This is a genomic window from Streptomyces sp. NPDC017936 (assembly GCF_044328485.1).
In the GTDB taxonomy this organism is placed as follows: Bacteria; Actinomycetota; Actinomycetes; order Streptomycetales; family Streptomycetaceae; genus Streptomyces.
In genome coordinates this window covers 117264-142771 of sequence record NZ_JBIRHK010000018.1, presented here as the reverse complement: position 1 = coordinate 142771, position 25508 = coordinate 117264, and the positions used below count along the sequence as shown (strand labels likewise).

At 76.3% G+C, this 25508-nt stretch carries 17 protein-coding genes; 4 read left to right on the top strand and 13 right to left on the bottom strand.

Features of this window, described 5'->3' with window-relative positions:
- Positions 1-4: 4 nt before the first annotated feature.
- From ACH4F6_RS31970 to ACH4F6_RS31935, 8 genes are all read right to left on the bottom strand, one after another.
- Positions 5-556: a DinB family protein gene (locus ACH4F6_RS31970; protein WP_397963859.1), complete on the bottom strand. Its 552-nt coding sequence runs from the start codon at positions 554-556 to the stop codon at positions 5-7.
- A 108-nt stretch (positions 557-664) separates the two neighbouring features.
- The gene (locus ACH4F6_RS31965) at positions 665-2569 is read right to left on the bottom strand and encodes a hypothetical protein (RefSeq protein ID WP_397963858.1); all 1905 of its coding nucleotides are present in this window, start codon (positions 2567-2569) and stop codon (positions 665-667) included.
- Positions 2566-6087, bottom strand: coding sequence for a DUF5682 family protein (locus ACH4F6_RS31960; protein ID WP_397963912.1), 3522 nt, complete (start codon positions 6085-6087; stop codon positions 2566-2568). Before ACH4F6_RS31960 ends, ACH4F6_RS31965 begins: the two co-directional genes overlap by 4 nt.
- A 68-nt stretch (positions 6088-6155) precedes the next feature.
- Entirely contained in the window at positions 6156-7343 is a 1188-nt protein-coding gene (locus tag ACH4F6_RS31955) for an AAA family ATPase (protein WP_397963911.1), read from the bottom strand.
- Between the two features lie 35 nt (positions 7344-7378).
- Complete coding sequence (locus ACH4F6_RS31950; protein WP_397963857.1) at positions 7379-12403, bottom strand: hypothetical protein; 5025 nt, start codon at positions 12401-12403, stop codon at positions 7379-7381.
- Positions 12400-13254, bottom strand: coding sequence for a DUF4132 domain-containing protein (locus ACH4F6_RS31945; RefSeq protein WP_397963856.1), 855 nt, complete (start codon positions 13252-13254; stop codon positions 12400-12402). The genes ACH4F6_RS31950 and ACH4F6_RS31945 overlap by 4 nt, the downstream gene beginning before the upstream one ends.
- A 631-nt stretch (positions 13255-13885) precedes the next feature.
- A complete protein-coding gene (locus ACH4F6_RS31940) occupies positions 13886-14275 on the bottom strand; it encodes a cold-shock protein (protein WP_397963855.1) in 390 nt (129 codons plus the stop codon).
- An 89-nt stretch (positions 14276-14364) separates the two neighbouring features.
- Positions 14365-15243, bottom strand: coding sequence for a LysR family transcriptional regulator (locus ACH4F6_RS31935; RefSeq protein ID WP_397963854.1), 879 nt, complete (start codon positions 15241-15243; stop codon positions 14365-14367).
- A 69-nt stretch (positions 15244-15312) separates the two neighbouring features.
- Between ACH4F6_RS31935 and ACH4F6_RS31930 the strand changes: the two genes are divergently transcribed.
- On the top strand, positions 15313-16230 hold the full coding sequence (locus tag ACH4F6_RS31930; protein ID WP_397963853.1) for an EamA family transporter: 918 nt from the start codon (positions 15313-15315) through the stop codon (positions 16228-16230).
- Positions 16231-16236: 6 nt separating this feature from the next.
- On the opposite strand, the gene ACH4F6_RS31925 is transcribed toward ACH4F6_RS31930, so the two are convergent.
- Complete coding sequence (locus ACH4F6_RS31925) at positions 16237-16632, bottom strand: DUF5997 family protein (RefSeq protein ID WP_397963852.1); 396 nt, start codon at positions 16630-16632, stop codon at positions 16237-16239.
- A 58-nt stretch (positions 16633-16690) separates the two neighbouring features.
- On the opposite strand from ACH4F6_RS31925, the gene ACH4F6_RS31920 reads away from it, so the two are divergent.
- Positions 16691-17512: a LysR family substrate-binding domain-containing protein gene (locus tag ACH4F6_RS31920; protein ID WP_397963851.1), complete on the top strand. Its 822-nt coding sequence runs from the start codon at positions 16691-16693 to the stop codon at positions 17510-17512.
- 21 nt (positions 17513-17533) lie between these two features.
- On the opposite strand, the gene ACH4F6_RS31915 is transcribed toward ACH4F6_RS31920, so the two are convergent.
- From ACH4F6_RS31915 to ACH4F6_RS31900, 4 genes are all read right to left on the bottom strand, one after another.
- Positions 17534-20320, bottom strand: coding sequence for a beta-L-arabinofuranosidase domain-containing protein (locus ACH4F6_RS31915; RefSeq protein ID WP_397963850.1), 2787 nt, complete (start codon positions 20318-20320; stop codon positions 17534-17536).
- A gap of 153 nt (positions 20321-20473) precedes the next feature.
- A complete protein-coding gene (locus ACH4F6_RS31910) occupies positions 20474-20953 on the bottom strand; it encodes an Lrp/AsnC family transcriptional regulator (protein WP_397963849.1) in 480 nt (159 codons plus the stop codon).
- 101 nt (positions 20954-21054) lie between these two features.
- On the bottom strand, positions 21055-22191 hold the full coding sequence (locus tag ACH4F6_RS31905; protein ID WP_397963848.1) for a CapA family protein: 1137 nt from the start codon (positions 22189-22191) through the stop codon (positions 21055-21057).
- Between the two features lie 82 nt (positions 22192-22273).
- A complete protein-coding gene (locus tag ACH4F6_RS31900; protein ID WP_397963910.1) occupies positions 22274-22729 on the bottom strand; it encodes an archease in 456 nt (151 codons plus the stop codon).
- Between the two features lie 253 nt (positions 22730-22982).
- Here ACH4F6_RS31900 and ACH4F6_RS31895 point away from each other — a divergent pair, with 253 nt between their 5' ends.
- Both ACH4F6_RS31895 and ACH4F6_RS31890 read left to right on the top strand, forming a co-directional pair.
- Positions 22983-23648, top strand: a complete 666-nt coding sequence (locus tag ACH4F6_RS31895) for a phosphoribosyltransferase (protein WP_397963847.1) — start codon at positions 22983-22985, stop codon at positions 23646-23648.
- Positions 23649-23824: 176 nt separating this feature from the next.
- The gene (locus ACH4F6_RS31890) at positions 23825-25342 is read left to right on the top strand and encodes an FUSC family protein (protein ID WP_397963846.1); all 1518 of its coding nucleotides are present in this window, start codon (positions 23825-23827) and stop codon (positions 25340-25342) included.
- Positions 25343-25508 lie beyond the last annotated feature (166 nt).

The window sequence follows — 25508 nt, the reverse complement described above, 5'->3', positions numbered from 1 at the left end:
CGGGTCACCCCATGCTCTTCGCCCCGTCCAGGGACTCGCGGATGATGTCGGCGTGGCCCGCGTGCTGGGCGGTCTCGGCGACGATGTGCATCAGCGTCCGGCGCGCCGACCAGCGGACGCCCGGCTCGAACCACGGCGCCGTGGGCAGCGGGTGGTCCGCGTCCAGGCTGGGCAGCGTGGCGACCAGTTCGTCGGTGCGGCGGGCCGTCTCGGCGTAGTCCTTCAGCACCCCGTCCAGCGTCTCCCCGGGCAGCATCCGGAACTCGTCGGCCCGCCGGGCGAAGTCCTCCTCGGTCATCTGGTCGAAGTCGCCCATCGCCGACGGGCCCTCGAGGATGAAGTTCACCCAGTTCCGTTCGACCGAGGTGACGTGCTTGACCAGGCCGCCGAGACACAGCTCGCTGGCGGTGGTCCGCCGCCCGGCCTGCTCGTCGGTGAGGTCCCGGGTGGTGAACCGCAGGAAGTGCCGGGCGTGGGCCAGCTGCGCCAGCAGGTCCGCGCGCTCACCGGTGAGGGTCGGGGCGGCGGTCTGCTCGAGGGCGGGCGACTCGTTCATGGTGGCCTTCTTCCGTGAGGTCGAGGGAGGCGTTCCGTCGGTGAGACCACGTTAGGAGCCATCGAGGTCAGATCCTGACCTAAAAGCGCGAGGACCGTCGGTACGTCGTCACAGGGGGGCCGTCACCGCCTCGGCGCCCGCTCCCCAGGCCGCCGCGCACAGCCTCCGCTCGACCTCGCCGGTGTAGACGGCGGCGGCCAGCCAGGCGCGGGCGAAGCGGTGCGTGTCGGCCGGGAGCAGCCGGCCGAAGGCGTCGCGCGAGCGGTCCGCCGCGGCGGCGTGCAGGTCGTCCAGGAGGTCACCGGCCGTGCCGAGCCCGGCACGGCGCAGCCGGGCGGCGTCGCCCGTCCCGCCACCGGGGAACGCCAGCACCCGGCGGCCACCGGACACCGCCTGGTGGACACGGCGGCGCAACAGGTGCAGCGGGGCCTCGTCCGCCGCGGGCGGGGAGACGGCCAGGGGGGCCTCCGTCACCGGGGGCAGGTCCGCGCGCCGGAGACGGTCCAGACCGAGGTCCAGCCGGATGCCGGGCTGCGTGGGGTGCTCGGCGGCGAGCAGCAGGGCGCGCGGCAGCGGCCCCGGGACGAGGCGGGCGACGATCCGCAGCGCGCAGCCCCGCGCGGCGGCCAGCAGCCGGAGGTTGTCCCGGTAGGGGAGCGCCGGGTCGTCGTGGGCCGCGGCCAGCCGCACGGCGACGCCGCCGCAGTCGGCCAGCAGACTGTCCCCGCTCGCCTCCCGGACCGTGCCCGCCAGGGTGACGTCGAGGAACAGCAGGTCATGACCGTCGTCGGCCAGGGCACGGGTGACCTGTTCGGCCACCGGCACCGTCCACAGCCGGTCCAGCGGCTCCGCGTTCCACGCGGCACCGGAGGCGCGGACCGCCCGCACGCCCGCTCCGGCGCCGAGCCGGCCCGTGGGGGAGACCGTGGCCCCGGACACGGCGAGGCCCGCACGCGACAGCTCACGGTGGGTCAGGGCGGTGTCGCCGATCCGGACGGCCCGGCCGGCGGCGCCGACGGCCCGGCCCGGGCCGCCCGGCGCCACGTCGGAGACCGTGTGGAGACGGCCGTCGGCGTCCGCGGTCCAGGTGACCGCGCCCGCGTACCCGGTCGCCGTCAGGACGGGTTCCGAGAACAGCCCGTACAGCCGCAGGGAGCCGTCCGGGCGGTAGGGCTGCCGTACCGTGCCCCGCAGGTCGGCGAGGTCCTGGCCGGTGGCACGGGGCAGGCGGTGGGCGACGCCCAGGACGTCACGCACGGCGCCGGCGAGATCGGCGAGGCGGTACGCGGGGTCGGCGGAGCGGGCCGCACGCACCCCGGTGACCACGGAGACCGCCGCGGCGGAGGCGCGGGGCAGACCGGCGAGGCGCGCGGTGTGCGCGGCGCGCAGCAGCTCGGCCTGGAGCACGGCGCCGGCGCCGTCCGACCCGGCCTCGAGGACGGCGGCCGCCGCGTCGAACACGGCTCGTGCGGCGGTGCGCAGGCCCTGGTCGGCGGTCTCCGCCTCCGGTGCCTCCTCGCCCGGTCCTTCCCCGTCCGGTGCTTCCCCCCGCACCGCTCCCGACGCGTCCGCCGTGTCCCGCGCGACCGGCGCGGCGGAGGCCGCCGCCGCGCGGTGCAGACAGTCCGGGGCGAGCAGGCAGCCGCAGCGGATCGCGTCGGCGCTGGTCACGGCCCCGCCCGGGGCGTGCAGTTCGAGGTCGGTGGCGTCGTCGACGGCGATCCGTACGGTGTCGCCGTCACGGACGGCCGGGCGTGACGCGAGCTTGGCGATCCCCGAGTCCAGCCGCTTGCGCAGACGGGGCGAGAGCGCCTCCACCAGTTCGGCGGTGACGGACGGGGCGACCGGAGGCAGGCCCGTGCCCGGCAGGCCCGCGTCCGTCCCGTCCGGAGCCGGGCCCGGGGCCGGACGGTCCGGGGGCGCATCCGGGGCCGGACGGTCCGAGGGCGCATCCCTGGTCGGGTCCGGGGCCGTCCGGTCCGGGGTCAGGTCCGTGCTCGGGTCCGGGCTCATGCGATCTTCTCCCCTACCCAGCGGGCGAGTTCGAGTGGACTGAGGGCGGCGACGGGCATGCCGGCGGCGACGAGCTGACCGGCGACGCCCGTGGAGTACCGGGGCCGGCCGGTGTCGTCGAGGCTCGCGCAGCCCAGGACGTGACAGCCCGACCCGACCAGCGCGCGGACCTCGGCGAGCAGACCGCCCAGCGGGTAGCCCTCCTCGAAGTCGCTGACGACCACGACGAGGGTCCGCGACGGCACGGTGACCAGCTCACGGGCGTGCCGCAGCCCCGCCGCGATGTGCGTGCCGCCGCCCACGCTGACCTCCAGCAGCAGCGACAAGGGGTCCTCGACGTGCCCGGTGAGGTCGATGACCTCCGTGGAGAAGGCCAGGAAGTGGGTCGACAGGGTCGGCACCCCGGCCAGCACGGAGGCGGTCAGCGCCGCCCAGACGGTGGACGCCTCCATGGATCCCGACACGTCCGTCACCAGGATCAGCCGCCAGTCGGCGGCCCGCCGCGCCCGCGTCCGGAAGACGGGGTACTCGGGGATCACCCGGACGGCGCCGTCCGGGCCGCGGCGCGCGGTCGCCAGATTGGCCCGCAGGGTGCGGGGCAGATCGAGACCGCCGCCGGGCCGCCGGCCGGGGCGCGGCAGGGCCGTGCCGTGCAGGGCGGGGCGCAGCCGGGTGGTCAGCTGCCGGGTCAGCGCGTCGACCAGCCGCCGGACGAGCGGGCGCAGCGCGGCCAGCCGGGCCTCGGGCAGCCCGCCGGCGTGCCGCAGCACGGTCCGCAGCAGGTCGACCGAGGGCCGCACGCTGTCCGCGTCCAGCTCGGTGAGGACGTCCCTGCGGCCCGACGCGGCCGCCGCCGCCAGCACCTCCTCCCGGATGCCCGGCCCGAACAGGGCGGCCAGCTCCTGCGACCACTCCCGCACGCCGGGATACGGCGCCTCCCGGCCGCCCCCGGGTCCCGCGCCGGTGAGGTCGCCTCTGCTGCCCTCGCCGCGGCCGCTGCCGTACAGCTCGTCCAGCGCGGCCGCCAGCGGGAGGGCGGACGGCGGCAGCCGGTCCGGGCGGCGGCCCAGCACGAGGCGCCACCGGTCGGCGGGGGCCGGCAGACGGTCCTCGGCCGCGGGAGCGGCGGTCTCCGGGGCGACGTCGGCCCGGACGCCGCCCGGCGCGGGCAGCAGGCCCAGCGCCCGCAGGGTGTCCCGGGCGGCCAGGTCCGCCCCGGTCCACACGGCGAGCGCGGCCGGATCGACGCCGTCGGTGTCGGCCACGTGCGCGGTGCCCAGACGTTCCTCGACGGCCGCCAGGAGACGGTCGCGGGCCGCGGGGCTGAGGGTGTCGAAGCCGCCCCGCAGCGCCGGGAGCCGGTCGAGGAAGTCGCGGTCGGGCAGCTCCGAGACGCGGCCGATCAGCGGCTCCAGCGCGGGCGCCGCCGACTCCAGCAGCGGGGCCGCGGCGGTCAGCAGCCCGCTGAGCCGGGCGGTGAGCGCCGCGCGGGAGTCGGCGTCGACGGCGCCGTCGACCCAGGACGCGACGCGCTCGCCGAAGACCCGGGCGTCCTCCTGGCCGAGCAGCACCCGGACGGCCCCGGCGGCACCGCGCATCGACGGCGAGCCGTCGACGGCCAGCCGGGCGAGCGCGTCGGTGAGCCGGACACCGCCCGACAGGTCGGCCCGGTGGGCGAGTTCGAGCAGGGCGTGGGCGTCGGCGGGATCCTCGGAGCCGGTCAGGCCGTCCACCTGCCGCACCGCGGCCGAGGTGAGCAGGTCGGCGACGGCTGCCGCACGGGCCGTACGGTCCTCGTCGGCGCCGAGCCCGGGGACGTGCCCGGCGCGCAGCCGGTCCGACAGGGCGAGACCGGCGAGGAGCTCGGGGAGGGAGCCGGCCGGCGGCAGCACCTCGGCGACTTCGGCGAGCCGCTCGTCCGTGAGGGCCGCAAGACCGCACTCCGCCGCCTGCGCGAGCCCCTCCAGGCACTGCGCGGCCGTCGGGCCCCCCTCGTCCCGCTGGAGGCGCCACCGCTCGCGCAGCACTCCCTCGGCGGCCTGCGCGGGAGTGACGCCGCGGACGCCGGCCGCGGTCAGCATGGCGGCCGTCGCGGGCGTCCAGCGCACCTCCCAGCGCGAGGTGAGGGCCTCGGCGCCGCCCGCGCCGACGACCTCCCGGGCCTGCGCGTACGGCACCCCGCACACCGTCAGCCGGCGCAGCAGCAGCTCGCGGCGCCGGTCGAGGTCGGAGCGCAGCGGATCGAGCCGCAGGTCACGAGCGGTGGCCGGGCCGTCCGCCGCCGGGCCGGGCAGGCCCAGCTCCGCGACCTCGGCCTCGACCGCCGGGACGAGACCACTGCGCGGCGCGCCCGGGGCGGGCCGCCCGGTGCGCGTGCCGACGAGCACCCGCTCCATCGCCCGCGCCACGGCCCGGCCCCGCCCGTACGGCTCGCCCTGCGCCAGCACCGTCTGCACGGCCTCGACCAGTTCCCCCCGGCCCGCCGCGGGCAGCCCGCGCAGCCGGGCGAGGTCGGAGGCGAGCCGGGTGATCTCGCGCGCGTCGGCGGGCCCCGACGGATGCCCGAGGCCGCGCAGCTCCGCGCAGATGCGCACGGCCGCCCGCGTCAGCGCCTCCTCCAGCGCCCCCGGATCGCCCGCCGCGCGCAGGACCCGGTCCTGCCACTCCGGGTCCCGGATGCCCGCCGGATAGCCGGAGCGCTCGTCGAGGAGGGTGTAGGAGTAAGGGATCAGCGAGGTCGTCCACCCGGGGCCGCTCGCGGTGGCGGGGGCGGGCGCGGCTTCGGCGTCCTCCTCCGCCGGTCCTTCCACCAGCGCCGGGGCGTGGAACGCGCCGACCACCACGGCCGCGCGCTGCCCGTGCGCGGTGGCATCGGCCAGCCGGGCCCGCATCCAGCGCTCCCGCCGCAGATCCAGCTCGGGCACCCCGCCCGAGGCCGCCGCGTCCTCGCGCAGCGCCCATCCCGTCAGCAGCGCCGCCCGGCGCAGCGCCTCGGGCGGGGAACCCGGCGCGGTGGCCTCGACCAGCCGGTCCCACAGATCGTCCCCGGGGCGCCCCGTCAGTCCGGCCCGCAGGGCCGCGGCGAGCCCGGGGCCCCCGGCGCCGCGCGCCGGGGCGCGCCGCCCCTCGTCCCACGCCCGGTCGGCCAGCGGCAGGTCGCAGGCGACCACCGGCACGTCCTGCCGCAACGCCCACCGCACGGCCGCCAGTTCGGGCGAGAAGTCGGCGAACGGGTAGAACGCGGGTCCCCCGTTTCCGCCCCCGTCACCGGGGGCCGCGGCGAGCGCGACCGGGGCCCGTGTCTCCTCGTGCCCGAGCCAGGGCAGCCACGGCTGCATCTCGGCCGGCAGCTCGACGAGCAGCACGTCCGGCTTCGCCTCGTCGAGCAGCGCCGGCACGGCGGCGGCCAGGGAGGGCGCGTGGTGCCGCACGCCGACGAGGTAGGGGGCCGCCGGACCGGTGAGGGCGGCGAGGGCCTCGTCGGGCGTGCGCGGCCCGGGACCGGCGGACGGAGGCACGGCGCCGGCCGGCGGGGACGCGCCGTCGGCGGAGGGCGACCCGGAGCGGGGGGAGAGGGACACGGCCGTCAGCCCTCCAGGACCGTACGCAGGTCCCACAGGGTGCGCCAGGTGGCCGACCCCTGTTCGGCGCGGCGGCGCACCGGGCCGTCCCAGTAGCCGCGCAGACGGGCCGCGTCGGCGGGGTCGTCCTTGCGGACCACGCCCAGCAGGTGCCCCGGCAGCAGGCCGAGCACGTCACGGTCCCCCGGGAAGTACGCCGCCGCGAGAGCCAGCGCGCCCGCCACGGACACGGCCTCCGCGGTGCTCATCACCGTGGACGGCCGCTCCACCTCCCAGCCCTCCGCGGACCGCCCCTCGCGCAGATCCCGGAAGGCGGTGACCAGGGCCTCCAGCACGGCGTCGTCCACCTGGAACGGCGCCCCGGCCCGCTCCACCGACGCCCGGGCCTGGCCGCGCACCAGCGCGGTCTCCGCGTCGAGGTCCGGGATCGGGCCCACCGTCTCGAAGTTGAAGCGGCGCTTGAGGGCCGCGGACATCTCGGAGACGCCCTTGTCCCGCAGGTTGGCCGTGGCGATGAGGGTGAAACCGGGCGCGGCGTGGGCGAGGGCGTCCTCGGTGCCCGCCAGCTCGGGCACGGCGATGCGCCGCTCCGAGAGCAACGACACCAGCGAGTCCTGCACCTCGGGCAGACAGCGCGTGACCTCCTCGACCCGGGCGACGGCGCCCCGGCGCATGGCGGTCAGCACCGGCGAGGGCACGAGCGCCTGCCGGCTGGGGCCCTGCGCCAGCAGCAGGGCGTAGTTCCAGCCGTACTTGAGCTGGTCCTCGGTCGTGCCCGCGGTGCCCTGCACGACCAGACCGCTGGTGCCGCACACCGCGGCCGACAGCAGCTCCGACAGCATGGACTTGGCGGTGCCGGGCTCGCCGACGAGCAGCAGACCGCGCTCGCCCGCGAGGGTCACCACACACCGCTCGACCAGCGCCCGGTCGCCGACGAACTTGCCCTCGACCGTCATACGGCGCGGCACCCCGTCGGGCACCACGGCGCCGTCGGGCAGCTTCAGCGGCCGGCCGTCGCTGCCCATGACGAACGTGACGACCGCGCGCGGGGTGAGCCGCCAGGCGGGCGGGCGCGGTCCGTCGTCGTACGCGGCGAGGAAGGCCAGCTCGTCGGCGTACCGGTCCTCGGGCGGCACGATCTGGCGGCCCGGGCCGGGGGACGGGGCCGGGGCGGCGGGGACGGTGGTGGTCATCGGCGCGTGTTCTCCCAGGTGCGGCGGGACGGTGGTCATCGGCGGCGGCCCTTGCGGGTGGCCCGGGTGGTGAGCTCCTCGTAGGCCGGGGCGTCACCGGCGCGGACCCGGTCCCACGCGCGCGCGAACAGCTCCGGCACCGGCACCCGCGGCGCCGCCCGGACGTGGTCGCGGACCGGGTAGAGGCCCTGCTTCCAGATCTCCACGGGCAGGGCGGGCGACTTCAGGTCGAGCCAGCCGCACGGCAGGAAGAGGGTGCGCCCGGCGCGCGGCCGCTTGGCCTCCACGACCAGGCCGGTCGCCGCGAGCTCGGCGCGGGCCTTCTTCATGCGGGCGGGCCTCCAGCCGGTCCAGCGGGCGCAGTTGCGGTCCGTGGGGTCGGGCAGGGCGAGCAGCTGCAGGTAGAGCGCCGCCGCGTCCTCGCCCAGACCGTGCCGCTCCGCGACCTCGGTGACCAGCGAGGGCACGCTCACGGTGGGGTCCTGGGCGTGTCCGGTGAGCCCCGCGGGATCGGTGCCGGCGGCGAGCGCGCGGGCGAGTTCCTCGCCGAGGACCGTCCGCAGGGCCCGCATGCCATGGCCGCGCCCTGCTCCGACGAGTCCCTCGACCAGCCCGAACAGCGGGTCGTCGGGGCCCTCGAGCCCGGCCGGGCGGACCAGGACGGCTTCCTGGTCGCCGTACCAGGGCCGCAGCACCAGTGCCTCGCCCAGGCGCGTCAGACCGTCCGGACCGGCACCGCCGGTGGCGGGCATCCCGAACGCCTTGCGCAGCTCGGCCGCGGACGAGGAGCCCTTCTCCGTCCAGTCGATGTCGAGGTCGACCAGCAGTCCCGGGTCGGCGACCCGGCGGCGCAGCGCGGCGAGGCTCTCCGGCAGCAGGCCGCGCAGCGCGTGCCCGTACGGCAGCGCGTAGGCGAGCCCGGCCAGGGCGGCCACGGCGCGCGTCAGGTCGTACCGCCCCGGCAGCGCCTTCGGGTCCTGCGCGACCAGGTTGCCGTCCTTGTCGGGCCGCTGGACCGTGGTGCGGCTGATCCAGGGGGTGCGCCCCGGGTTGAGGACCTCCTCGACGGAGCCGGTCGGCAGGCCGCCGAGGGACGGCTCCGCGGCGAGGTCCTCGGGCAGCCGGACGACTCCGGCGAGCCGCTCGGCCCACACCCGTCCGGCGGCCGCCGTGTCCGGGCCGGCCGTCCACAGCTCGCCGGTGTCCGCGGGCAGCAGCGCGCCGACGAGCGCCGCCAGGTCGGCCGCCGTGATCGAGCGCAGCAGGCTGTCGCCGAGGTCCTTCTGGCGCGGCTTCAGTCCGGTGGCCGCGATCACCTCGGCGGTGAGCTGCTCCGGCCGGCCGGCGAGCAGCAGGGCGGCCTGCACGGGCCCCAGACCTCCGCCGGTGGCGGCGGTGAGGGCGGCGGGCGCCTCCGGCTGCCAGGGAGCCGCGCCCTTGTCCCGGACCCGCTCGGTGAGACCGGTCAGCGCCTCGGCGGGGAACACCGCCGGGTGCGCCGTCTCCTCCTCCAGGGCGAAGTGGGCGACCGCACCGAAGGTCCCGGCCGGATCGTGGTCCAGGGCGAGCCAGTGCACGCGCAGACGGTCGCTGTCGATGCGCCGGCAGTTGAGGACGACGACCGTGCGGCCCTCGCGGCGCAGTACCTGGCCGATCCGCTCCGGCCTGCCGTTCCGGTCGAACGGCTCGCTCAGCACGACCTCCCGCAGCGTGCTCCCGGGCGCGGCCAGCGGCCCTTCGGCGACCGCCTCGAACAGCAGGAGCAGCGCCTCGCGGTGCGCCGCGGTCACCGTCGGCGACGCGGCGCGGTAGGCCAGCGGCCGCAGCGCGTCCAGGACGGACGGCCAGACCGAGGTGACCCCGGGGACCGTGAACTCGTCGCTGCGCCAGCCCTCGGCGGCGCCCGTGTCACGGGACCGCCGCTCCAGCGGTCTGCCGTCGGCGGGCTGTCCCGTCAGCACGTGGTTGACGGCGCGGATCTGCCGCAGCACGCTCCAGCGCCCGCTGCCCCCGTACCAGCCGGAGCCGGCGTCCCCGAATCCCGCGATGGCCTCACGCAGCGTCTGGTCGTCGCCGTGCTCGGGCTTGTAGTCGGCGAACATGCCCTCCGTGCGCCGGAGGTCGGCCTGCGGCCGCTCGGCCGGCGGGGCCACGAACGCGGCGGTCGACTCCGCCAGCCGCAGCACCGCGCGGACGAGCGCGGCGACACCGGTCAGCAGCCGCTCGTCGCCGACGGCGGGCAGATGACGGGACACGACCTCCCGGATCACCTCGTCGGCGCTCGGCACGACGGCCCCGGCCGCCGGCGTGCCGTCGGTCCTCCCCGCGGCCACGATCTTCGCCTGCCGGTCCGCCAGGGCCTCGGCCCCGGCGCGCAGCACCTCGGCCGCGGTCTCGTCGGTCAGCGCGCGCAGGACGGCCGACGCCGCCTCGTCACGCGGTCGCAGCGCGTGCCAGAAGTCGGCCGGCGGGACGAACCGCGTGCCGGCCGCGAACTCGCCGCCCCGCTCCATCGGCGTCACCCGGCCCAGCTCCCCGGCGGCGGAGGTGTCGTCCGCCGCGTACAGGGCGATCTGCCGGTGCACCCGGACGGCCACGGGTTCGGCGCCCCCGGGCAGCCGCAGCGCGCCCAGCGGGACGCCCGGCACCCGTCCGTCGACCGCCGGCAGGACGACGGTGCGGCCGTCCGGGGTCCCGGCGACGCTGCGGGCCTCCGCGCCCTCGCCCTCGGTGCGCACCCAGCGGCCGAGGACCGTGCCGTCCGTGCCGAACGGGCTGTGCTCCAGGCCGGGCTGGAGCGGCAGCACCTCGCAGTGGTGCGGGAGCAGGGTCGTGTCCTCCCGGATGCCGGACCGCAGGAACGCGGGCAGTGAGGCGCGTCCGTGCGCGCCGGTCGCCGGGTCGTACTCGAGCCACACGTGCTGCCGGCCCTGCCGGCCCTGGCGCCAGTACGAGGTGCCGTCGCCGAGGACGCGGCGGCGCGGCGGCAGGACGGTGTCGCCGGTGTGCAGGGTGCGCCCGCCGGTGGCGCGGCCGCCGCCGGGCAGCGGGATCGACGGGTCGCCCGCGTCGCCGCTGCCGTACCAGTACTGGGGGATCTGTTCGCCGCCCAGCGTGAAGACCTCGTCCGGGCGGGCGGACCAGTAGCCGAACTGCTTGCCGTCCTGCCGCCACATCACCAGCAGCTCGCCGTCGGTGAAGCGGAACGACGGCCGCTGCCAGCGGTCCGGCCGGACCGGCAGCCGCAGGTCGTGCTCCAGCAGGACGCCGTCCGGTCCGACCACGAACACCTTGTGCGCCCGGGAGACGATCAGCGCGGGCCAGGCCTCGGTGACGGTCAGCGGGTTGTCGCGGTCACGGCCGGGGGCGGTCTCGGCGTCGATGCGGCGCATCACCTCGTCGAGCGCGGGCCAGCCCAGTTCGTCCGGGACGCCGGCGCGCAGGGTGTGGCCGAGCAGCGGCGCGGCCTCGTGGGCGGCGACCTCGGCGACGGCCGCGGGGGCGACCCGCGCGGCCACCGGTCGGAAGGGCCGCAGCCGCTCCAGCGCGGCGCGCGCCGGGGGCAGCCCGGCCGCGGTGGACAGCTCGCCGGCCGCTTCCTCCAGCCACTCGCGCAGCACCTCACCGAGGACCGGATGGGCGGCCAGCCCCTCCAGCACCTCGGTCCCGGGGCGGGACGCGCTCAGGGTGCCGATCCCGGCGTACAGCAGTCGCCGGCACCGGGGGTCCGCGCCGAGGGCCGCCAGGTCGCGCCGCCCGGGCCGGGTCTCGCGCAGCCAGCGGTCGATGCAGAGGTACACGACCTGGTCGGGGCCGGGCAGCGTCAGCGGTACGTCCAGCGCCACGCACAGGTCCAGCAGGTCGAGTTCGGCGCCGGGGTGCCAGCGGCCGGAGACCAGGTCGACCGGGCGGCCCTGCGCCCGCAGCCGGGGAGCCATCCGCTCCACGAGCGCGAGGGTGCCCGCGGAACGGGTGCTCACCTGCCCGCCGTGCTTGCGGTGCAGGGCCCAGCGGGTCAGCCAGTCCGCCGCGTCGACCTCGGCGTCGGCCGCCTCACCGGTGAGGAGCCGGTCGGCGCCGCACTCGGTCAGCAGCGCCAGCCAGAACTCGTCGTCCTCGACGGACCGGCCCAGCCCGGCCGGCATGATCTCCAGCAGCCGGACCCGCACCTCCGGCCGCTCCCCGGCGAGGACGGCGAGCGTCGCCCGGTAGGAGTTCCAGAACGACGCCGGGGCGCGGACCGCGGCCGGCGAGGCGAGCAGGTCGGCGACCAGGGCGCACTCCTCGGTGCCCCGGTCCAGCCTCGCGGCCTTGATCAGCCCGCGCGCGTCCTGCGGCAGCGAGGCGTACGGCGGCATGCCCGCCGCGCAGCGCTCCACGGTCAGCTGCCGGAACTGCGCCCAGGCCTCGGCCGGACTCAGCCGCGCCCCGAGGTCCCTCACGTGCTCCTTGAGCGCCTTGACGGTGAGCGCCCCGGCGAACGCGAACTCCAGGAACACGGCCCGCTGCCGCTCCTCGTCCACCTCCAGCGCGTGCACCCGCTCGGCCTCGCGGGCCTTGCCGAAGAACGCGGCGGCGTAGGTGGTGTTCTCGTGCTGGAGGAAGACGCGGGCGGCCTGCTCGTAGAAGGTGGGCAGGAAGTGCGGCACGGCCCGGCCGAGCCGCGCTCCCAGCGCCTCGAAGCCCTCCTTCGCGGCGCCCGGGCGGGACTTGGCCTGCCGGGCGAGCCGCTCGACGTCCTTGACCAGGGCCAGCGCGTGGTGCCCGTTCGCCGGGTCGTTGACCAGCGCCCAGGCGGGGAAGCCGAGTGTCTCCCGGCGCACCTGGCCGACCTCGGGCGCCTCCGGCTCCCGGGCCAGCCCCAGGAAGTCCAGGGCGAGGTCCTCGGCCTCCCCGAGCGTGCCCGGCACGAGCCGCACGACCCGCCGGTCGCCCAGCGCGGGGTGGGTGTACGTGCGGACGGTGAGGACGTCGGCGTCCTCGCGGTCCGTGGTGCCCGGGGGCAGGACGGCGCCGGCGTCGAGCAGCGCGCCCGCGGTGGTCGCGTCGTACGGGGTCATGCCGCCTGCTCCTCGTCCTCGATGTCGCGTCCGGCGTACAGCGCGGCCGCCATGCGCATGCCCTCCGACCAGGCCACCGGCCCGACCTGACCGAGCTTCAGCGCCCGGCCGGCGGTGTCGGTGAACACCAGCGGGCCGGTCTCCGTCTCCTCGTAGCCGTCGTAGTCGCCGACCCACACGCGGGCCTCGACGCCGCGGCCGTCCTCCAGCACGGAGCACACCGCGTGTCCGCCGCGCACGCGGTAGCCGAGCTGGGCGGCCCGGCCGAGCAGGAACCGCAGCTGCTTGAAGACCCCGCCCGCGTACTCCTCGACCGAGCCGGCCGACGCGTCGAGCGCGGCGGGCCGCCGCCACACCTCGCGGAAGAGCTGCTGGGCGCGCTGCTCCACACCGAGCTCGACGGCGAACTCCCGCAGCTCCTCCAGGTCGGCCAGGAGCACCGGGTGCGGCAGGCGGACGAGGTCCGTCGTGACACGGACGGTGTCGCCGTCGAGGTCGACCAGGCCGAGGCCGCGTTCGGGGTCGGCGTCCCGCAGGAACCCGGCCACCTCGCCGTCGGCGCCGGTGACGACGAGGTCCCGCAGGGCGGACTGCCAGGCCGGGTCGGGCCACACCCGCGCGAGGACCGCGAACGGCACCGGCAGCGAGCGCACCATCCACCGCTCCACGTCGGCCAGGCACCGGCGCTCGTGCCGCTCCAGCCACTCGACGAGCTGACGCAGGCCCACCACGGCCGGATCGTCGGCGATCTTGGGCGGTACGGACTTCAGCCGCCGTCCCGCCGCGTTGCGGCACACCACCCTGCCGTCGTCGAGGGCGACCTCGTAGTCGCCGGCCGACACCCACCCCATGCGTGCCTCCCGCACCCGCTGTGATCAAGTGACGGGAACTCTAGAACAGGCCACTGACAACGGACTCCGGGCGCCCGCCCGGCGGGCGGTGACCCCGGGTCGGGCCGAAGCGTGCGCAGGTCACAGGCCGTGCGCGGGACCACGGCGTGCGGTCCGGCAGCCGACCGCGGGAGGAGGCGTTCGCGCCACCGGGGAGCCGTCCCGGCCTTCGGCGAACGGAGCTGTCCGTCCACCGTGACACGAGGTTGTCCGGCCTTCGGCACACGGGGAGCCCGGCCTTCGGCACACGGGGAGTCCGTCATCCGGCACACGGGGAGTCCGTCATCCGGCACACGAGGTGGTCCGTCCACCGTGACACGGGGCTGTCCGTACCCGGAACACGGGGAGGGGACCCGGGCGCGGACAGCACGCGCGCCTCCCCGCACCGACGAATCCCGGGGCGTCGTCGGCGGCCGGGACCGTCACCGCCGGGGCGTCGGGCTCCACGGCGGGGTCGAGCAGGTCGATGGCGGTGGCGTAGTACGTGGCGCCGACCGTCGCGCGCGCCTCGTCCCCGTCCGTCGTACGGAACGAGAACCGGCGCACGGCCGGGCCGGCGCCGCCCCCGGAGGACACGGTGTGCCCGGCCGGGTCAGCCCTCGACCCAGCCGTGGTTCTTCGCGAACTGCGCCAGCGTGCCGCGGACCTGGAGGATCTGCTCCGCGGTCAGCGAGGGCGCCGCCGTCAGCAGGACCTCGGTGACGTCCCGGGTGAACTCCTCCGTGCTGAGCACGTCGCACAGGACGTCGTCGTCGGCCGCCAGCGGCTTGCCGTCCGCGCCCCGCGCGAGCCGCACCCCGGACGCCTTGGGACCGCGTTCGCCGTCCTCGATCTCGAACTCCACGACGACACCGCGCCGCACCTGCGACTCGGGCATCAGCATGTCGTTGACGTGCAGGAAGACGTCCTCCCCGCCGTCGTCGGGCGCGATGAACCCGTAACCGCGCTGGCTGTCGAAGCGCACCACACGACCAGCAACCATCCCGACCCCCAGCAACCTCGAAACACCCACGTCGGTGAACTTGACCAGATCGTAGTCACCCCGACGGCCCCCGAGCGATTCCCGGGAGCTCACTGCGCACGGTACAGCGCGGTGAGCAGCTCCCTCACCGCCTGGGTCGCCGGGTGGGGGTCGTCGCGCCACCACATCAGGCGCACGGCGACCGGCTCGGCGTCGCGGACGGGCCGGTAGACGATCCCGGGCCGCGGGTACTGGTCGGCGGTCGCCTCGGCGGTCATGCCGACACCGCGGCCGGTGGCGATCACGGTGAGCCAGTCGTCGACGTCGTGGATCTCCTCCGTGGCCGGCCGGACGTCGGGCGGCCACAGCTCGGGCGTGGTGGTGCCGGTGCGCCGGTCGATCAGCAGGGTCCGGCCGCTGAGGTCGGCGAGCCGCACCGAACGGCGCCGGGCCAGCGGATCGTCGGCGGCCAGGCCGCACAGGCGCCGCTCCAGGCCCACGAGGGCGGAGTCGAACCGCCGGTCGTCCAGCGCCCTGCGCACCACCGCCATGTCGCAGACGCCCTCCGCCAGCCCGGCACTCGCGGAGTTGGCGCGCACCAGCTGGAGATCCGTGCCGGCGTGCTGCTCCGCCCACCGGCGCTGGAAGGCCAGGGTGTGGCGGCCGAGCGCCGACCAGGCGTAGCCGATCCGCAGCCGGGTGCGGCCCGAGGTGGCCTCCCGTACCAGCGCGTCCACCTCGCCGAGCACCCGCCGCGCGTGCGCCGCCACGCGCAGTCCGGTCGCCGTCGGCGTCACGACCCGTGAGGTGCGCCGCAACAGCCGCGCGCCCAGGGCGCGTTCGAGGGAGGCGAGCGTGCGGGAGACGGCTGCCTGGGAGACGCCCAGGACGGCCGCCGCATCGGTGAAGCCGCCCTCGTCGAGGATCGCCACGAGACAGCGCAGCTGCCGCAGCTCCACGCCGGTCCCGGCCGTCGTCCCGTCATCCATGACTTCAGCGTATGGATCCGGCGGCTCATGCATTTTGCGCAACAGCCGCGCGGAGGCACCATCCCGGGCATGCCCGCCGCATCATCGCCCGCAGAGGTCCCCCCGACGTCCGTCCCGCCCGTGCCCGTGACGCCGTCCGCCGCCCGGCCGGATCGCCGGCGCCTGGGCGGTGTGGCCACCATGGTCGGCAGCGGTCTGTCCAACCAGACCGGCGCCGCCATCGGCTCCCTCGCCTTCCCCGTGCTCGGCCCGGCCGGGGTGGTGGCGGTGCGCCAGTACGTCGCGGCGTTCGTCCTGCTGGCCGTCGCCCGCCCCCGCCCGCTCTCGTTCACCCGGCGCCAGTGGGGGCCGGTGCTGCTGCTGGCCCTGGTGTTCGGGACGATGAACCTCTCCCTCTACACCGCGATCGACCGGATCGGTCTCGGGCTCGCGGTGACGTTGGAGTTCCTCGGCCCGCTGGCCCTGGCCCTGGCCTCCGCGCGCCGCCGCGTCGACGCCTGCTGCGCGGTGATCGCCGCGGCGGGCGCGGTGACGCTGATGCGTCCCCGGCCCTCCACCGACCACCTCGGGCTGGGACTGGGGCTGCTGGCCGCGGTCTGCTGGGCGTCGTACATCCTGCTCAACCGGACGGTGGGGCGGCGCGTCCCGGGCGCGCAGGGGGCCGCCGCGGCGGCCGCCGTCTCCGCGCTGGTGTTCCTGCCGGTCGGTGTCGTCCTGGCGCTGCACCGGCCGCCGACCGCGGCGGCCCTCGGCTACGCCGTCGTCGCCGGCGTGCTGTCCTCGGCCGTGCCGTACCTCGCCGACCTGTTCACGCTGCGGCACGTGCCCCCGGCCGCGTTCGGGCTGTTCATGAGCGTCAACCCGGTGCTCGCGGCGCTGGTCGGCTGGGTCGGGCTCGGGCAGGGCCTCGGCCCGGTCGACTGGGCGGCCGTCACCGCCGTCGTGCTGGCCAACGCCCTCAGCATCCTCGCGCCGCGCCGCGCGTGAGGCCCGTCAGGACTCCGTGCGCTCGGCCCGCTCGGCGTCGCGCTTCTTGATGCGGGCCGTCTCGCGGCGGACCTCGGCCTGGGTGGCGCGCTCCTTCACCAGCCACTCGGGCCGGGCGTCCTTGAGGGCCTCGATCTGCTCGGTGGTCAGCGCCTCGGTGACGCCGCCGCGGGTCAGGCCCGAGATCGACACGCCCAGCTTCGCCGCGACCACCGGACGGGGGTGCGGACCGCTCTCCCGCAGCGCGCGCAGCCACTTCGGCGGGTTCGCCTGGAGCTCGTTCAGCTCGGCGCGCGAGACGACGCCCTCCCGGAACTCGGCGGGGGTGGCGGGGAGGTACACACCCAGCTTCTTCGCCGCGGTCGCGGGCTTCATCGTCTGGGCGCTCTGGTGCGACTTCATGCCGTCCAGACTATCGGCCGCCGGAGAGACCTCCGACCACAGCCGGTAACCTGGCGGGATGACCGACTCGGCGGATTCCCCCTCGTTCCGGCTCGCGTACGTCCCCGGAGTGACGCCCGCCAAGTGGGTGCGGATCTGGCAGGAGCGCCTGCCGGACGTCCCCCTCACCCTGCTCCAGGTGACGGCCGACGAGGCCGCCGGCGTCCTGCGCGACGGCACCGCCGACGCGGCGTTCGTACGGCTGCCGGTCGACCGCACGGTGTTCAGCGCGATCCCCCTCTACACCGAGACGACCGTCGTCGTGGTGCCCAAGGACCACGTGATCACCACCGCCGACGAGATCACCCTCGACGACCTCGCGGACGAGGTGGTCCTGCACCCCCTCGACGACGTCCTCGGCTGGGACCGGCCGCCGGGCGAGGCCGCCTTCGAGCGCCCCGCCACCACGGCCGACGCCGTCGAGCTGGTCGCGGCGGACATCGGCGTCCTGGTCGTGCCCCAGTCGCTGGCCCGGCTGCACCACCGCCGCGACCTCACCTACCGCACGCTCGTGGACGCCCCCCGGTCGGGAGTGGCCCTGGCGTGGCCCGAGGACGCCACCACCGACCTGGTCGAGGACCTCATCGGCATCGTCCGCGGCCGCACGGTCAACAGCACGCGCGGCCGCCGGCAGCCGCCGGCGGAGAAGACGAGCGAGCGCGGCGGCGAGCGGAAGGGCGAGCGCCGCACACCGCGGACCGACGGCGCTCCGCGCAAGGCCGCGGCCGGCGGCGGCACCCCACGCAAGGCCGCGGCCGGCGGCGGGACGCGGGGCCGCGCCGGCGGCGCCAAGGGCGGCGGCCGGCGCGGCACCGGCGGCAAGCCGCGCCGCCGGTCGTAGCGCTGCGGATCGGTACCGGACTCACGGCACGAACTTCGCCCCGCGCGCCGTGCTCACCACCGTGTCGCCGTCGGCCCGCCCCAGCAGCCCGCCGGCCACCCAGGCGTCCACCACGCTCCGCACCCGCGCCACCAGCGCGCCCTTCCCGCCGAACGGCGCGGCCGCCCACACCTCGTCGAGCAGGGTGGTGCCGTCCGCCCTCGCGGGGTTGGCCACGCCGGAGTCGCTGTTCCCGAACACCACCCGGGGCTCCGCCCGCCGCACGTACGCGTGGGTCGGGTCCTCGGTGCCCTCGAAGAAGGGGGCGAACTCGATGCCGTCCAGCGTGTGGTGCAGCGGTTTCCCGCTCACCGGCGTGAGGGAGGGCAGCAGGTCGCCGGAGAGGGCCGCGTTGCGGTAGAGGCCGACCTCCAGGTAGCTCGTCGACGGATCGCGGGCGACGAGGTTGACCGGGCCGTGGAAGAGGGTCTGCAACGACGGGTCGTCCGGGGCCTTCTCGACCCGCAGCCGGAACGGGGCCGTGACGCGGACCGTGTCGCCGTCGCGCCAGGTCCGGGACAGCGTGAAGTAGCTGCCGGGTCTCGGGGTGCCGCCGGCCTCGCGGCCGTTGACCGTGACCCGGAACCCGGCCGTCGCCCAGGACGGCACGCGCAGCCGCAGCGCGAAGGACGCGGTGCGGCCGCGGACGGTGAGCGTGGTGCCCTGCTCGCGCGGGAAGTCGGTGCTCTGCGTGACGGTGACGCCCTTCTCGGCCCAGGTCAGCGTGGACGGGCTGTACAGGTTGACGTAGAGCGCGCCGCCGTCGGCGGCCTTGAAGTACACCGAGTCCTGGTACTTGGTGGCGCTCTCCATGCCGGTGCCCTCGCAGCAGGTGGTGCCCTGCTTGGGCGTGTAGTCGCGCACATGGCCCGGGGTGAGCCCGATGAAGTACGTGACCAGCGGCTTCTCCGCGTCCGGGGTGTCCTGTTTGGAGCCGAGGACCTGGTTGAGCAGGGCCCGCTCGTAGTAGTCCATGTACTTCGGGTCCTGCTCGTGGAGGAACAGCATCCGGCTGAGCTTCAGCAGGTTGTACGCGCAGCAGGTCTCGGCGGTCGTGGCGCCGATCGTCCCCGCGATGACGTCCCGCGCCTTCCAGAACTCGCCCGTGCTGGTGCCGCCGATGCCGTACATGCGGTGCGGTACGACCATGTCCCAGAAGTTCTTCGCGGCGGTGAGGTAGCGCTCCTCGCCCGTCGCGTCGTACAGCCGGACGTACCCGGTGAAGATCGGGATGTGCTGGTTGGCGTGGAGGCCGTCCAGGACGTCGGTGCCCGCCGCGCACGCGTCGATGAGCCGGTCGAGGTCGAACAACCCGGCCAGCGCGAGGTGTTCGGGCTTGCCGGTGAGCGCGTGCAGGTCGCAGACCGCCTCGACGACGCCGCCGAACTCACCGCTGGAGAACAGCCCCCACATGCGCTGGAGCGTGGCCCCGGGCAGTTTCGACAGCCGGGAGTGCATCCAGTCGCCCATCCCCGAGGCCAGGTCGAGGGCGCGGGCGTCGTCGGTGGCGAGGTACGCGTCCAGCAGGCCCCGCAGGATCTTGTGGGCGGTGTAGTAGGGCGCCCACACCCGGGTGTAGTCGCTGCCGGTCATCGACTCCAGCAGGATGAACTGGGTCTCCGGGTAGGCCGCGAGGAAACCGGGGTGGCCGGGACCGCCCCAGGTGCGGCGCAGGGTGGCGGTGAGGCCGCGCCCGGAGGCGTCGGCGAAGGCGGAGCCCGTGGTCTCGTCGAGGGCGTACGACGCGAGGTCGCCGTGGCCGCGGGTGCTCTGCAGTCCGGTGATCTCGTCGGCGTCCAGGACGCGCGACCAGACGTCGAATCCGCCGAGGGCGCCCGCGAGGACGGGGTCGGAGGCGAAGGAGGAGCGGCCGAGCCAGTGGTGGGCGAGGGTGCCGAGGGCGGCCGGGGTGAGGGACATCGCCGTGTTCCGCGCGACGGCCGTGCCGTCGACGTACAGCGTCCCGGTGCCTCCGCCGAGGGTGACCGCGAGGTGGCTCCACCGGTCCAGGGGCAGCGCGGCGGTGCCGTTCAGGCCCTGCTCGGCGCCCGGGCCGCCGGTCGTGACGGCGAACCGGGGCACCCCGCTCGCGTTGCGGGTCGTCAGGTACAGGTAGCGGGTCGTGTCGTCGCCGCAGTCGAGCACGCGGGCCCAGGCGCCGTCGTGGGTGGGCTTCACCCAGGCGGCCAGCGTGATCTCCGAGGCGCCGCCGAGGACCCCCGCGGGCAGGTCGACGTACTGGTGGGAGCCGCGGACGTTCTCCACGGCGGTGCCGAACCTGCCCTCGACGCTCAGCACGGCCGGATCGCGGCGCAGCGCCTCGCGCACCTCGGTCAGCGCGCCGACCACGGTCCGGATCCGGTCCGCGAACACCTGCTCGCCGGTGCTCGCACAGGCCTGGGCCAGCATCGTCAGGAAGTGGCCGGTGTAGTGGCCGCGCAGGTTGCCGTTGGCCTCGCCGTCGAGCCCCTCCCAGCCGCCGGGGGCGACCGCGCCCCGCGTGGACAGGCCGGCGTTGGCGCGGAAGACCTGGAGCAGCCGGTTCACGTCGTAGCCGCGCGCGTGGTCCAGCATCAGCCGGCGCTTGTCGGCGAAGACGCCGGGGCCGAGTGCCACGGTGTCGAGCGGGAAGGGCTGGAGGGTCCAGGCGGGCGGTGGCGGAAGCGTCGCGGCCGAGGCCGCGGCGGCCGCTCCGCCGCCGATCCCGGGGACGGCGGCCGCGAGGACCGCGCTCTGGAGAAGGGTCCGTCTGCTGAGGGGCGGTGCCATGTGCTGCTCCTCCGGGTCCACTCATGTTCGATATCACGGACAATGTGCGGATGGTCGAGCAGACGGTAGAGAGAGGTGCGGGAGGGCGTCAACGGTGCGGACGTGATCGGCCGGGAGTCGGGCGTCTTCGGGGGCGGCCGGGGGCGCGGGCGGTCACCGCCCGGCGGCCGCCCGCCCGATCGACTCCACCAGCGGCAGCAGCCGGTACGGCACGCGCTCGCGCAGGGCGACCTCCGTGCGGGTGCGGACCACGCCGGGAAGGCTGATCAGCTTCTGGATCACGTCCTCCAGGTGGGCGTTGTCCCGCGCCACCACCCGGGTGAGCAGATCGCCGCCGCCGGTGATCGAGAACGCCTCGACGATCTCCGGTACGGCGGCCAGCGCGTCCCCCACGTCGTCGAGGTGGCCCTGCGTGACCTCGATGTGCACGAACGCCAGCACCGGATGCCCGAGCGCGGCGGGCGACAGGGACGGTCCCGTGCCGGTGATCACGCCGTCGCGCTCCAGCCGGTCGAGACGGGCCTGGAGGGTGCCGCGGGCGATGCCCAGGATGCGGGCGTACTCGCGCACGCTGGTGCGGGGCTGCTCGAGCAGCAGCCGCAGGATGCGGGTGTCGAGCTCGTCCACGGCCATGGTGCCCGGCCTCCTGCCCTGGTGGTGTGCCCGCGTCCGCGAGTGATCGCCGCCGACTGTACCAATGGCTCAGTCGCCCGCCGGCCGGGCGGCGCGGCCGGTCACGGGCCGCCCCCGGTCCGGTGCGCGGCGGCGGGGTGCACCAGGGCGAGCGTGCCGTCCGCGGCCGGGGCGAGGCGGACGCCGTCGCTGACCCGCTCGAGCAGCGCGCGCAGCCAGGCGCGGTCCGCCTCCGGCGCCGGATCGAGCCGCAGGCGCCGGGCCCGCAGCGGCAGCATGCGCAGCGCGGTCAGCCGGCCCGTGCCCGCCTCCAGTGTGACCAGGTACGCGATCCGGAGGTCGTCGCGGAACTCCTCGTACCCCGAGATGCCCTCGTAGTCGTCGACGAAGTCGCCGCAGCCGTACAGGACGAGCCGGCCGCGGTACACCTCGAGGCGGCGGGGATGGTGCGAGGAGTGGCCGTGGACGAGGTCGACACCGCCGTCGACCAGGAGACGGGCGAAGCGGATCTGCTCGCGGGGGACGTGGTGCCCCCAGTTCGAGCCCCAGTGCACGGACACGACCGCGACGTCGCCCGGGAGCCTCGCCCGCCGCACGTGGCGGACCACCGCGGCGGCCGTGTCCGCCGACAGCTCGGGGAGGTAGGCGACGCCGGGCGTGCCCCGGGTGGCCGCCCATCCGGGCGGTATCCCGGAGGACCGCGCCCCGAGGGCGAACACCAGCACCCGTCCGCCGGCGGCGACGGGCACCGCGACGGGCGCGTACGCCTCGGCACGGCTCCGTCCCGCCCCCGCCGCCCGCAGACCCGCGCGGCTCAGGCGGTCGAGCGTCTCCTCCAGGCCGGGACGGCCGAAGTCGAGCACGTGGTTGTTGGCCAGGACGCACACGTCGGGACGGGCCACCGTGAGGGCCGGCAGGTTGTCCGGGTGCATCCGGTAGTGGATCACCTTGTCGGGCGCGAAGGCGCGGCCGCGCGTCACGGCCGTCTCCAGGTTCACGATCCGCACGTCCGGGGCGGACTCCTCCAGCCACCGCAGGGCCTCGCCCCACGGCCACCCCGGGTCCACGGGGGCGGGCACGGGCCCGTGGACCGACTCCGCCAGCCGGACGTAGACCCGGGCGTCCTCGACGTGGTCCTCCCGCAGTTCCGGACTGCCGGGACGCGCGAGGACCTGGTCGACGCCGCGCCCGAGCATCACGTCGCCGCACAGGAACAGCGTCACCGCGCCGCCACCCATGCCCCCACGGTAACCCTCCGCCGTTCCGCGCCGGCCCGGCGCCGCCCGCCGTGCGGTGGCCGCCGGGGCCCTGCCCGGTGGGTCACACGTCGACGGTCACCGCGCACGACCAGCCGTACGGGTCCGGCCCGATGCGCAGCTCGTGCCACGCGACCGTCTCGGGCACGGCGCCGACGATCCCCACGTCCGCCAGCCCGGCGACCGCCAGCCGCACCGCCATCCCGTCGTCCGTGATCTCCGCCTCCATGTCGACGGGCACCTGGCCGTACGCCTCCAGCCGGTGGAGGACCTCGTCCAGCAGCGCGGCCAGCAGGTCGTCGTCGGTGCCCTCGGAGAGCTGGAGCCGTTCGACGGCGGTGGGCCGCACCGCCGTGACGTCGGCGAAGCACTCCACCATCCCGAGCGCCGCCTCCACCAGACAGCGCTCGCGGCTCGTCCCCCACGCGTCGATCCGGATGTCGGCGTCGTGCGGCACCGTCCGGTGTCCGCTCGAGCCCAGTCGCCGTGCCTGCCTGTCGTCGTCGGTGTCGCCGACCATGCTCATCACCCAGGTCCCCTTCGCCGATACGGGTACCCGGGTCCCAAGGCGCCCATGAGGCGAAACCGGCCGACGGCGAAGGAAAGCCGGTGAACCGGAGAAGAAGGTGTGGGCGGTGACCGCCGGACGGTCCGCCGCCCGCCACCCGCGCACCGAGGAGAGACGACCCGCAGCGCCCGTCCGGCGCACCGCGGCCCGGAGGCCGGCGCGGACGGCGGGGCGAGGACATGATGAGGAAGGAGCGGCAGCCGCCATGCAGTTCCGTGATCGCAGGCAGGCCGGGCGGAAACTGGCCGACGTGCTGCGGACCCAGCAGGAGGACGGCGTCCTGCCCGACCCCGTCGTCCTCGCCCTGCCCCGCGGCGGCGTCACCGTCGCCGACGAGGTCGCCCGGGTGCTCGACGCCCCGCTCGACGTGCTCGTCGTGCGCAAGATCGGCGCCCCGTTCCAGCAGGAACTCGGCGTCGGCGCGATCGCCGGCGACCACGACGCGCTCTTCGACGAGGACGCCCTCGACAGGCTCGGCCTGCGGGAGAGCGAGCTCACCCCCGTCGTCGAGCGGGAGCGCAGGGAACTGCGCCGCCGCGAGCGGCTCTACCGGCAGGACCGTCCCGCGCCCGAGCTGCGCGGACGGACCGCGATCGTGGTCGACGACGGCCTGGCGACCGGCGGCACGGCCCGTGCCGCGCTGCGCGCGGTACGGAACCTGGCGCCCCGCCGGGTCGTGCTGGCCGTGCCGGTCGGTTCGCCGGAGGCGGTGGACCTGCTGCGTCCGGAGGCCGACGACGTGGTCTGTCTGCACCAGCCGGCGGCGTTCATGGCCGTCGGACTCTGGTACGAGGACTTCGAGCAGGTGTCGGACGCCGACGTGCTGGAAACCCTGCGCGCGGCCGCCGAGCGGCGCCCCACCCGGACATGAGTGGTCCGTTGGCCGCCGGGTGGCGGCGCGAGTCCGGCTCCGACTGGACCATTGGCCCAGGTTTTTCCGCACCTGTTGAACCAGTGTCCGTCCGGATGCTGTCATAGTCGCATCGATGGCGCTGCGGACTCCGCGGCGCCTTTTTCATGCCGGTGCGCGCAGAGGGGCGGGAATCAGTGCTGAAGAGGGTGTTCACGGCCGCGGACCCGGGGCGGACGCGGCTGCGGTTCGCCGCGCGGGCCGTCCTCGGCATCGGGGCGGCCGTCGTGGTCTGCGGCCTCGCCGGACACTCCCTGACCGGTGTCGTCACCGGGGGACTCGCCGCGCTGCTCGCCCTGTTCACCGTCGCCGACGCCACCGTGCGCGGCCAGGCGGTCACCACCGCGCTGCTGCCCGTCGCCGGCCTGCCCGTGCTCGCGGCCGCGGCCGTCCTGCACGACCGTCCCGTCGCCCGCGACCTGGCCTTCCTCGCCGTCGTCGGCGCGGGCGTGTACGCGCGCCGCTGGGGTCCGCGCGGCCACAGCCTGGGCGTCTTCGCGTTCATGATGTTCTTCGTCGCGCAGTTCCTGCACGCGACCGGGGGACAGCTGCCCGAGCTGGGCGCGGCCGTCGTGCTGTCCGTGTCGAGCGCGGCGGCGGTCCGCTTCGGCGCCTGGTGCTACGAGCGCCGGCTGCCCCCGGCCCCGGTGCCCGCCCCGCCGGGCGGCCGCGGTCTCGCCCGCGCCACCACCCGCCAGGCGGTCCAGGCCACGGCCGGCGCGGGCTTCGCGCTCGTCGTGGGCCAGCTGGTGTCGGGGCAGCGCTGGTACTGGGCCGTCGGCGCCACCTGGTGGGTCTTCGTCAACACCACCTCGCGCGGCGAGACCCTGGTGCGCGGCTTCCGCCGGGTCCTCGGCACGGTCCTCGGCGTCGGACTCGGCCTGCTCGTCGCCGTCCCCGTGCACGGCGCCGGCCTGCCCACGGCCGCGCTCGTCGCCGTCTGCGTCTTCGGCATCTTCTACACGGCCGCGGTCTCGTACACCTGGATGATGCTCTGGGTCACCCTGCTCGCCGAGCTGCTCTACGGGCTCCTCGGCGTCCTCGACCCCGGGCTGCTGGCGCTGCGGGTCGCGGAGACCGGCGTGGGGGCGCTCGGAGCCGTCCTGGCGGTGCTGTTCGTGCTGCCCGTCACCACCCACACCGTCACCGACGCCTGGATCCAGCGTGCGCTGCGCTGCGTCCACGCCTGCACCGCGCAGGCGGCGGCACGCCTCGCGGGGGACCCGGCCGCCGATCCCGCCGCCCGCGTCGCCGAACTCGAGCAGCTCCTCGGCCGGGTCCGGCTCTCCGTCGCCCCGCTCGTGCACCCGCTGAACCCCGCGCTCGGACGCAAGCGGCGGGCCCGCCGGGTCCTCGCCCTGCTCGACGACTGCGCCCGCGAGATCCGCGGCCTGGTCGCCGTCGCCGCCGACCCCGAGGCCTCGCACGACGCCCGGCTGGCCGCCGCCTGCTGGCGCGTGCAGGAAGCGGTGGAGGCGCTGACGGAGGGCGGGACGCGGCCGGCCGTGCGCGCCGCGGGCCCGGCGGCCCACGGCGAGCGTCCGCAGTCCGTCGTCGAGCCCGCCCTGAACCACCTGCACGGGCTGGAGCGCGCGCTGGCGGAACTGGCGCAGCCGTTGCGGGCGCCGTCCGGGTCACCGCTGGTGGGCGCCTGAGAGGGCGGGGAGCGCCGTGCGGTTCGCGTGGCGCCGAGGCCGACGGGGCTCTCGGGGCGCGGCAGCCCGCCTCCTGCGTCGTGACGGCCCGCGCCACGCCCGGACCGGCGCCGCCGTGCCCCGGCGTCCCGGCGCCGGCCGACCCGTGCGGACCTGCCGTGACGGG

Excerpts from the sequence above, each read along its gene's own strand:
- ACH4F6_RS31910 (WP_397963849.1), bottom strand. The coding sequence starts at position 20,953 with ATGGCCGTGGACGAGCTCGACACCCGCATCCTGCGGCTGCTGCTCGAG.
- ACH4F6_RS31900 (WP_397963910.1), bottom strand. The coding sequence starts at position 22,729 with ATGGTCGGCGACACCGACGACGACAGGCAGGCACGGCGACTGGGCTCG.
- ACH4F6_RS31945 (WP_397963856.1), bottom strand. The coding sequence starts at position 13,254 with ATGGGGTGGGTGTCGGCCGGCGACTACGAGGTCGCCCTCGACGACGGC.
- ACH4F6_RS31920 (WP_397963851.1), top strand. The coding sequence starts at position 16,691 with ATGACCGACTCGGCGGATTCCCCCTCGTTCCGGCTCGCGTACGTCCCC.
- ACH4F6_RS31915 (WP_397963850.1), bottom strand. The coding sequence starts at position 20,320 with ATGGCACCGCCCCTCAGCAGACGGACCCTTCTCCAGAGCGCGGTCCTC.
- ACH4F6_RS31935 (WP_397963854.1), bottom strand. The coding sequence starts at position 15,243 with ATGGATGACGGGACGACGGCCGGGACCGGCGTGGAGCTGCGGCAGCTG.
- ACH4F6_RS31955 (WP_397963911.1), bottom strand. The coding sequence starts at position 7,343 with ATGACCACCACCGTCCCCGCCGCCCCGGCCCCGTCCCCCGGCCCGGGC.
- ACH4F6_RS31905 (WP_397963848.1), bottom strand. The coding sequence starts at position 22,191 with ATGGGTGGCGGCGCGGTGACGCTGTTCCTGTGCGGCGACGTGATGCTC.
- ACH4F6_RS31970 (WP_397963859.1), bottom strand. The coding sequence starts at position 556 with ATGAACGAGTCGCCCGCCCTCGAGCAGACCGCCGCCCCGACCCTCACC.
- ACH4F6_RS31950 (WP_397963857.1), bottom strand. The coding sequence starts at position 12,403 with ATGACCCCGTACGACGCGACCACCGCGGGCGCGCTGCTCGACGCCGGC.
- ACH4F6_RS31940 (WP_397963855.1), bottom strand. The coding sequence starts at position 14,275 with ATGGTTGCTGGTCGTGTGGTGCGCTTCGACAGCCAGCGCGGTTACGGG.
- ACH4F6_RS31965 (WP_397963858.1), bottom strand. The coding sequence starts at position 2,569 with ATGAGCCCGGACCCGAGCACGGACCTGACCCCGGACCGGACGGCCCCG.
- ACH4F6_RS31895 (WP_397963847.1), top strand. The coding sequence starts at position 22,983 with ATGCAGTTCCGTGATCGCAGGCAGGCCGGGCGGAAACTGGCCGACGTG.
- ACH4F6_RS31930 (WP_397963853.1), top strand. The coding sequence starts at position 15,313 with ATGCCCGCCGCATCATCGCCCGCAGAGGTCCCCCCGACGTCCGTCCCG.
- ACH4F6_RS31925 (WP_397963852.1), bottom strand. The coding sequence starts at position 16,632 with ATGAAGTCGCACCAGAGCGCCCAGACGATGAAGCCCGCGACCGCGGCG.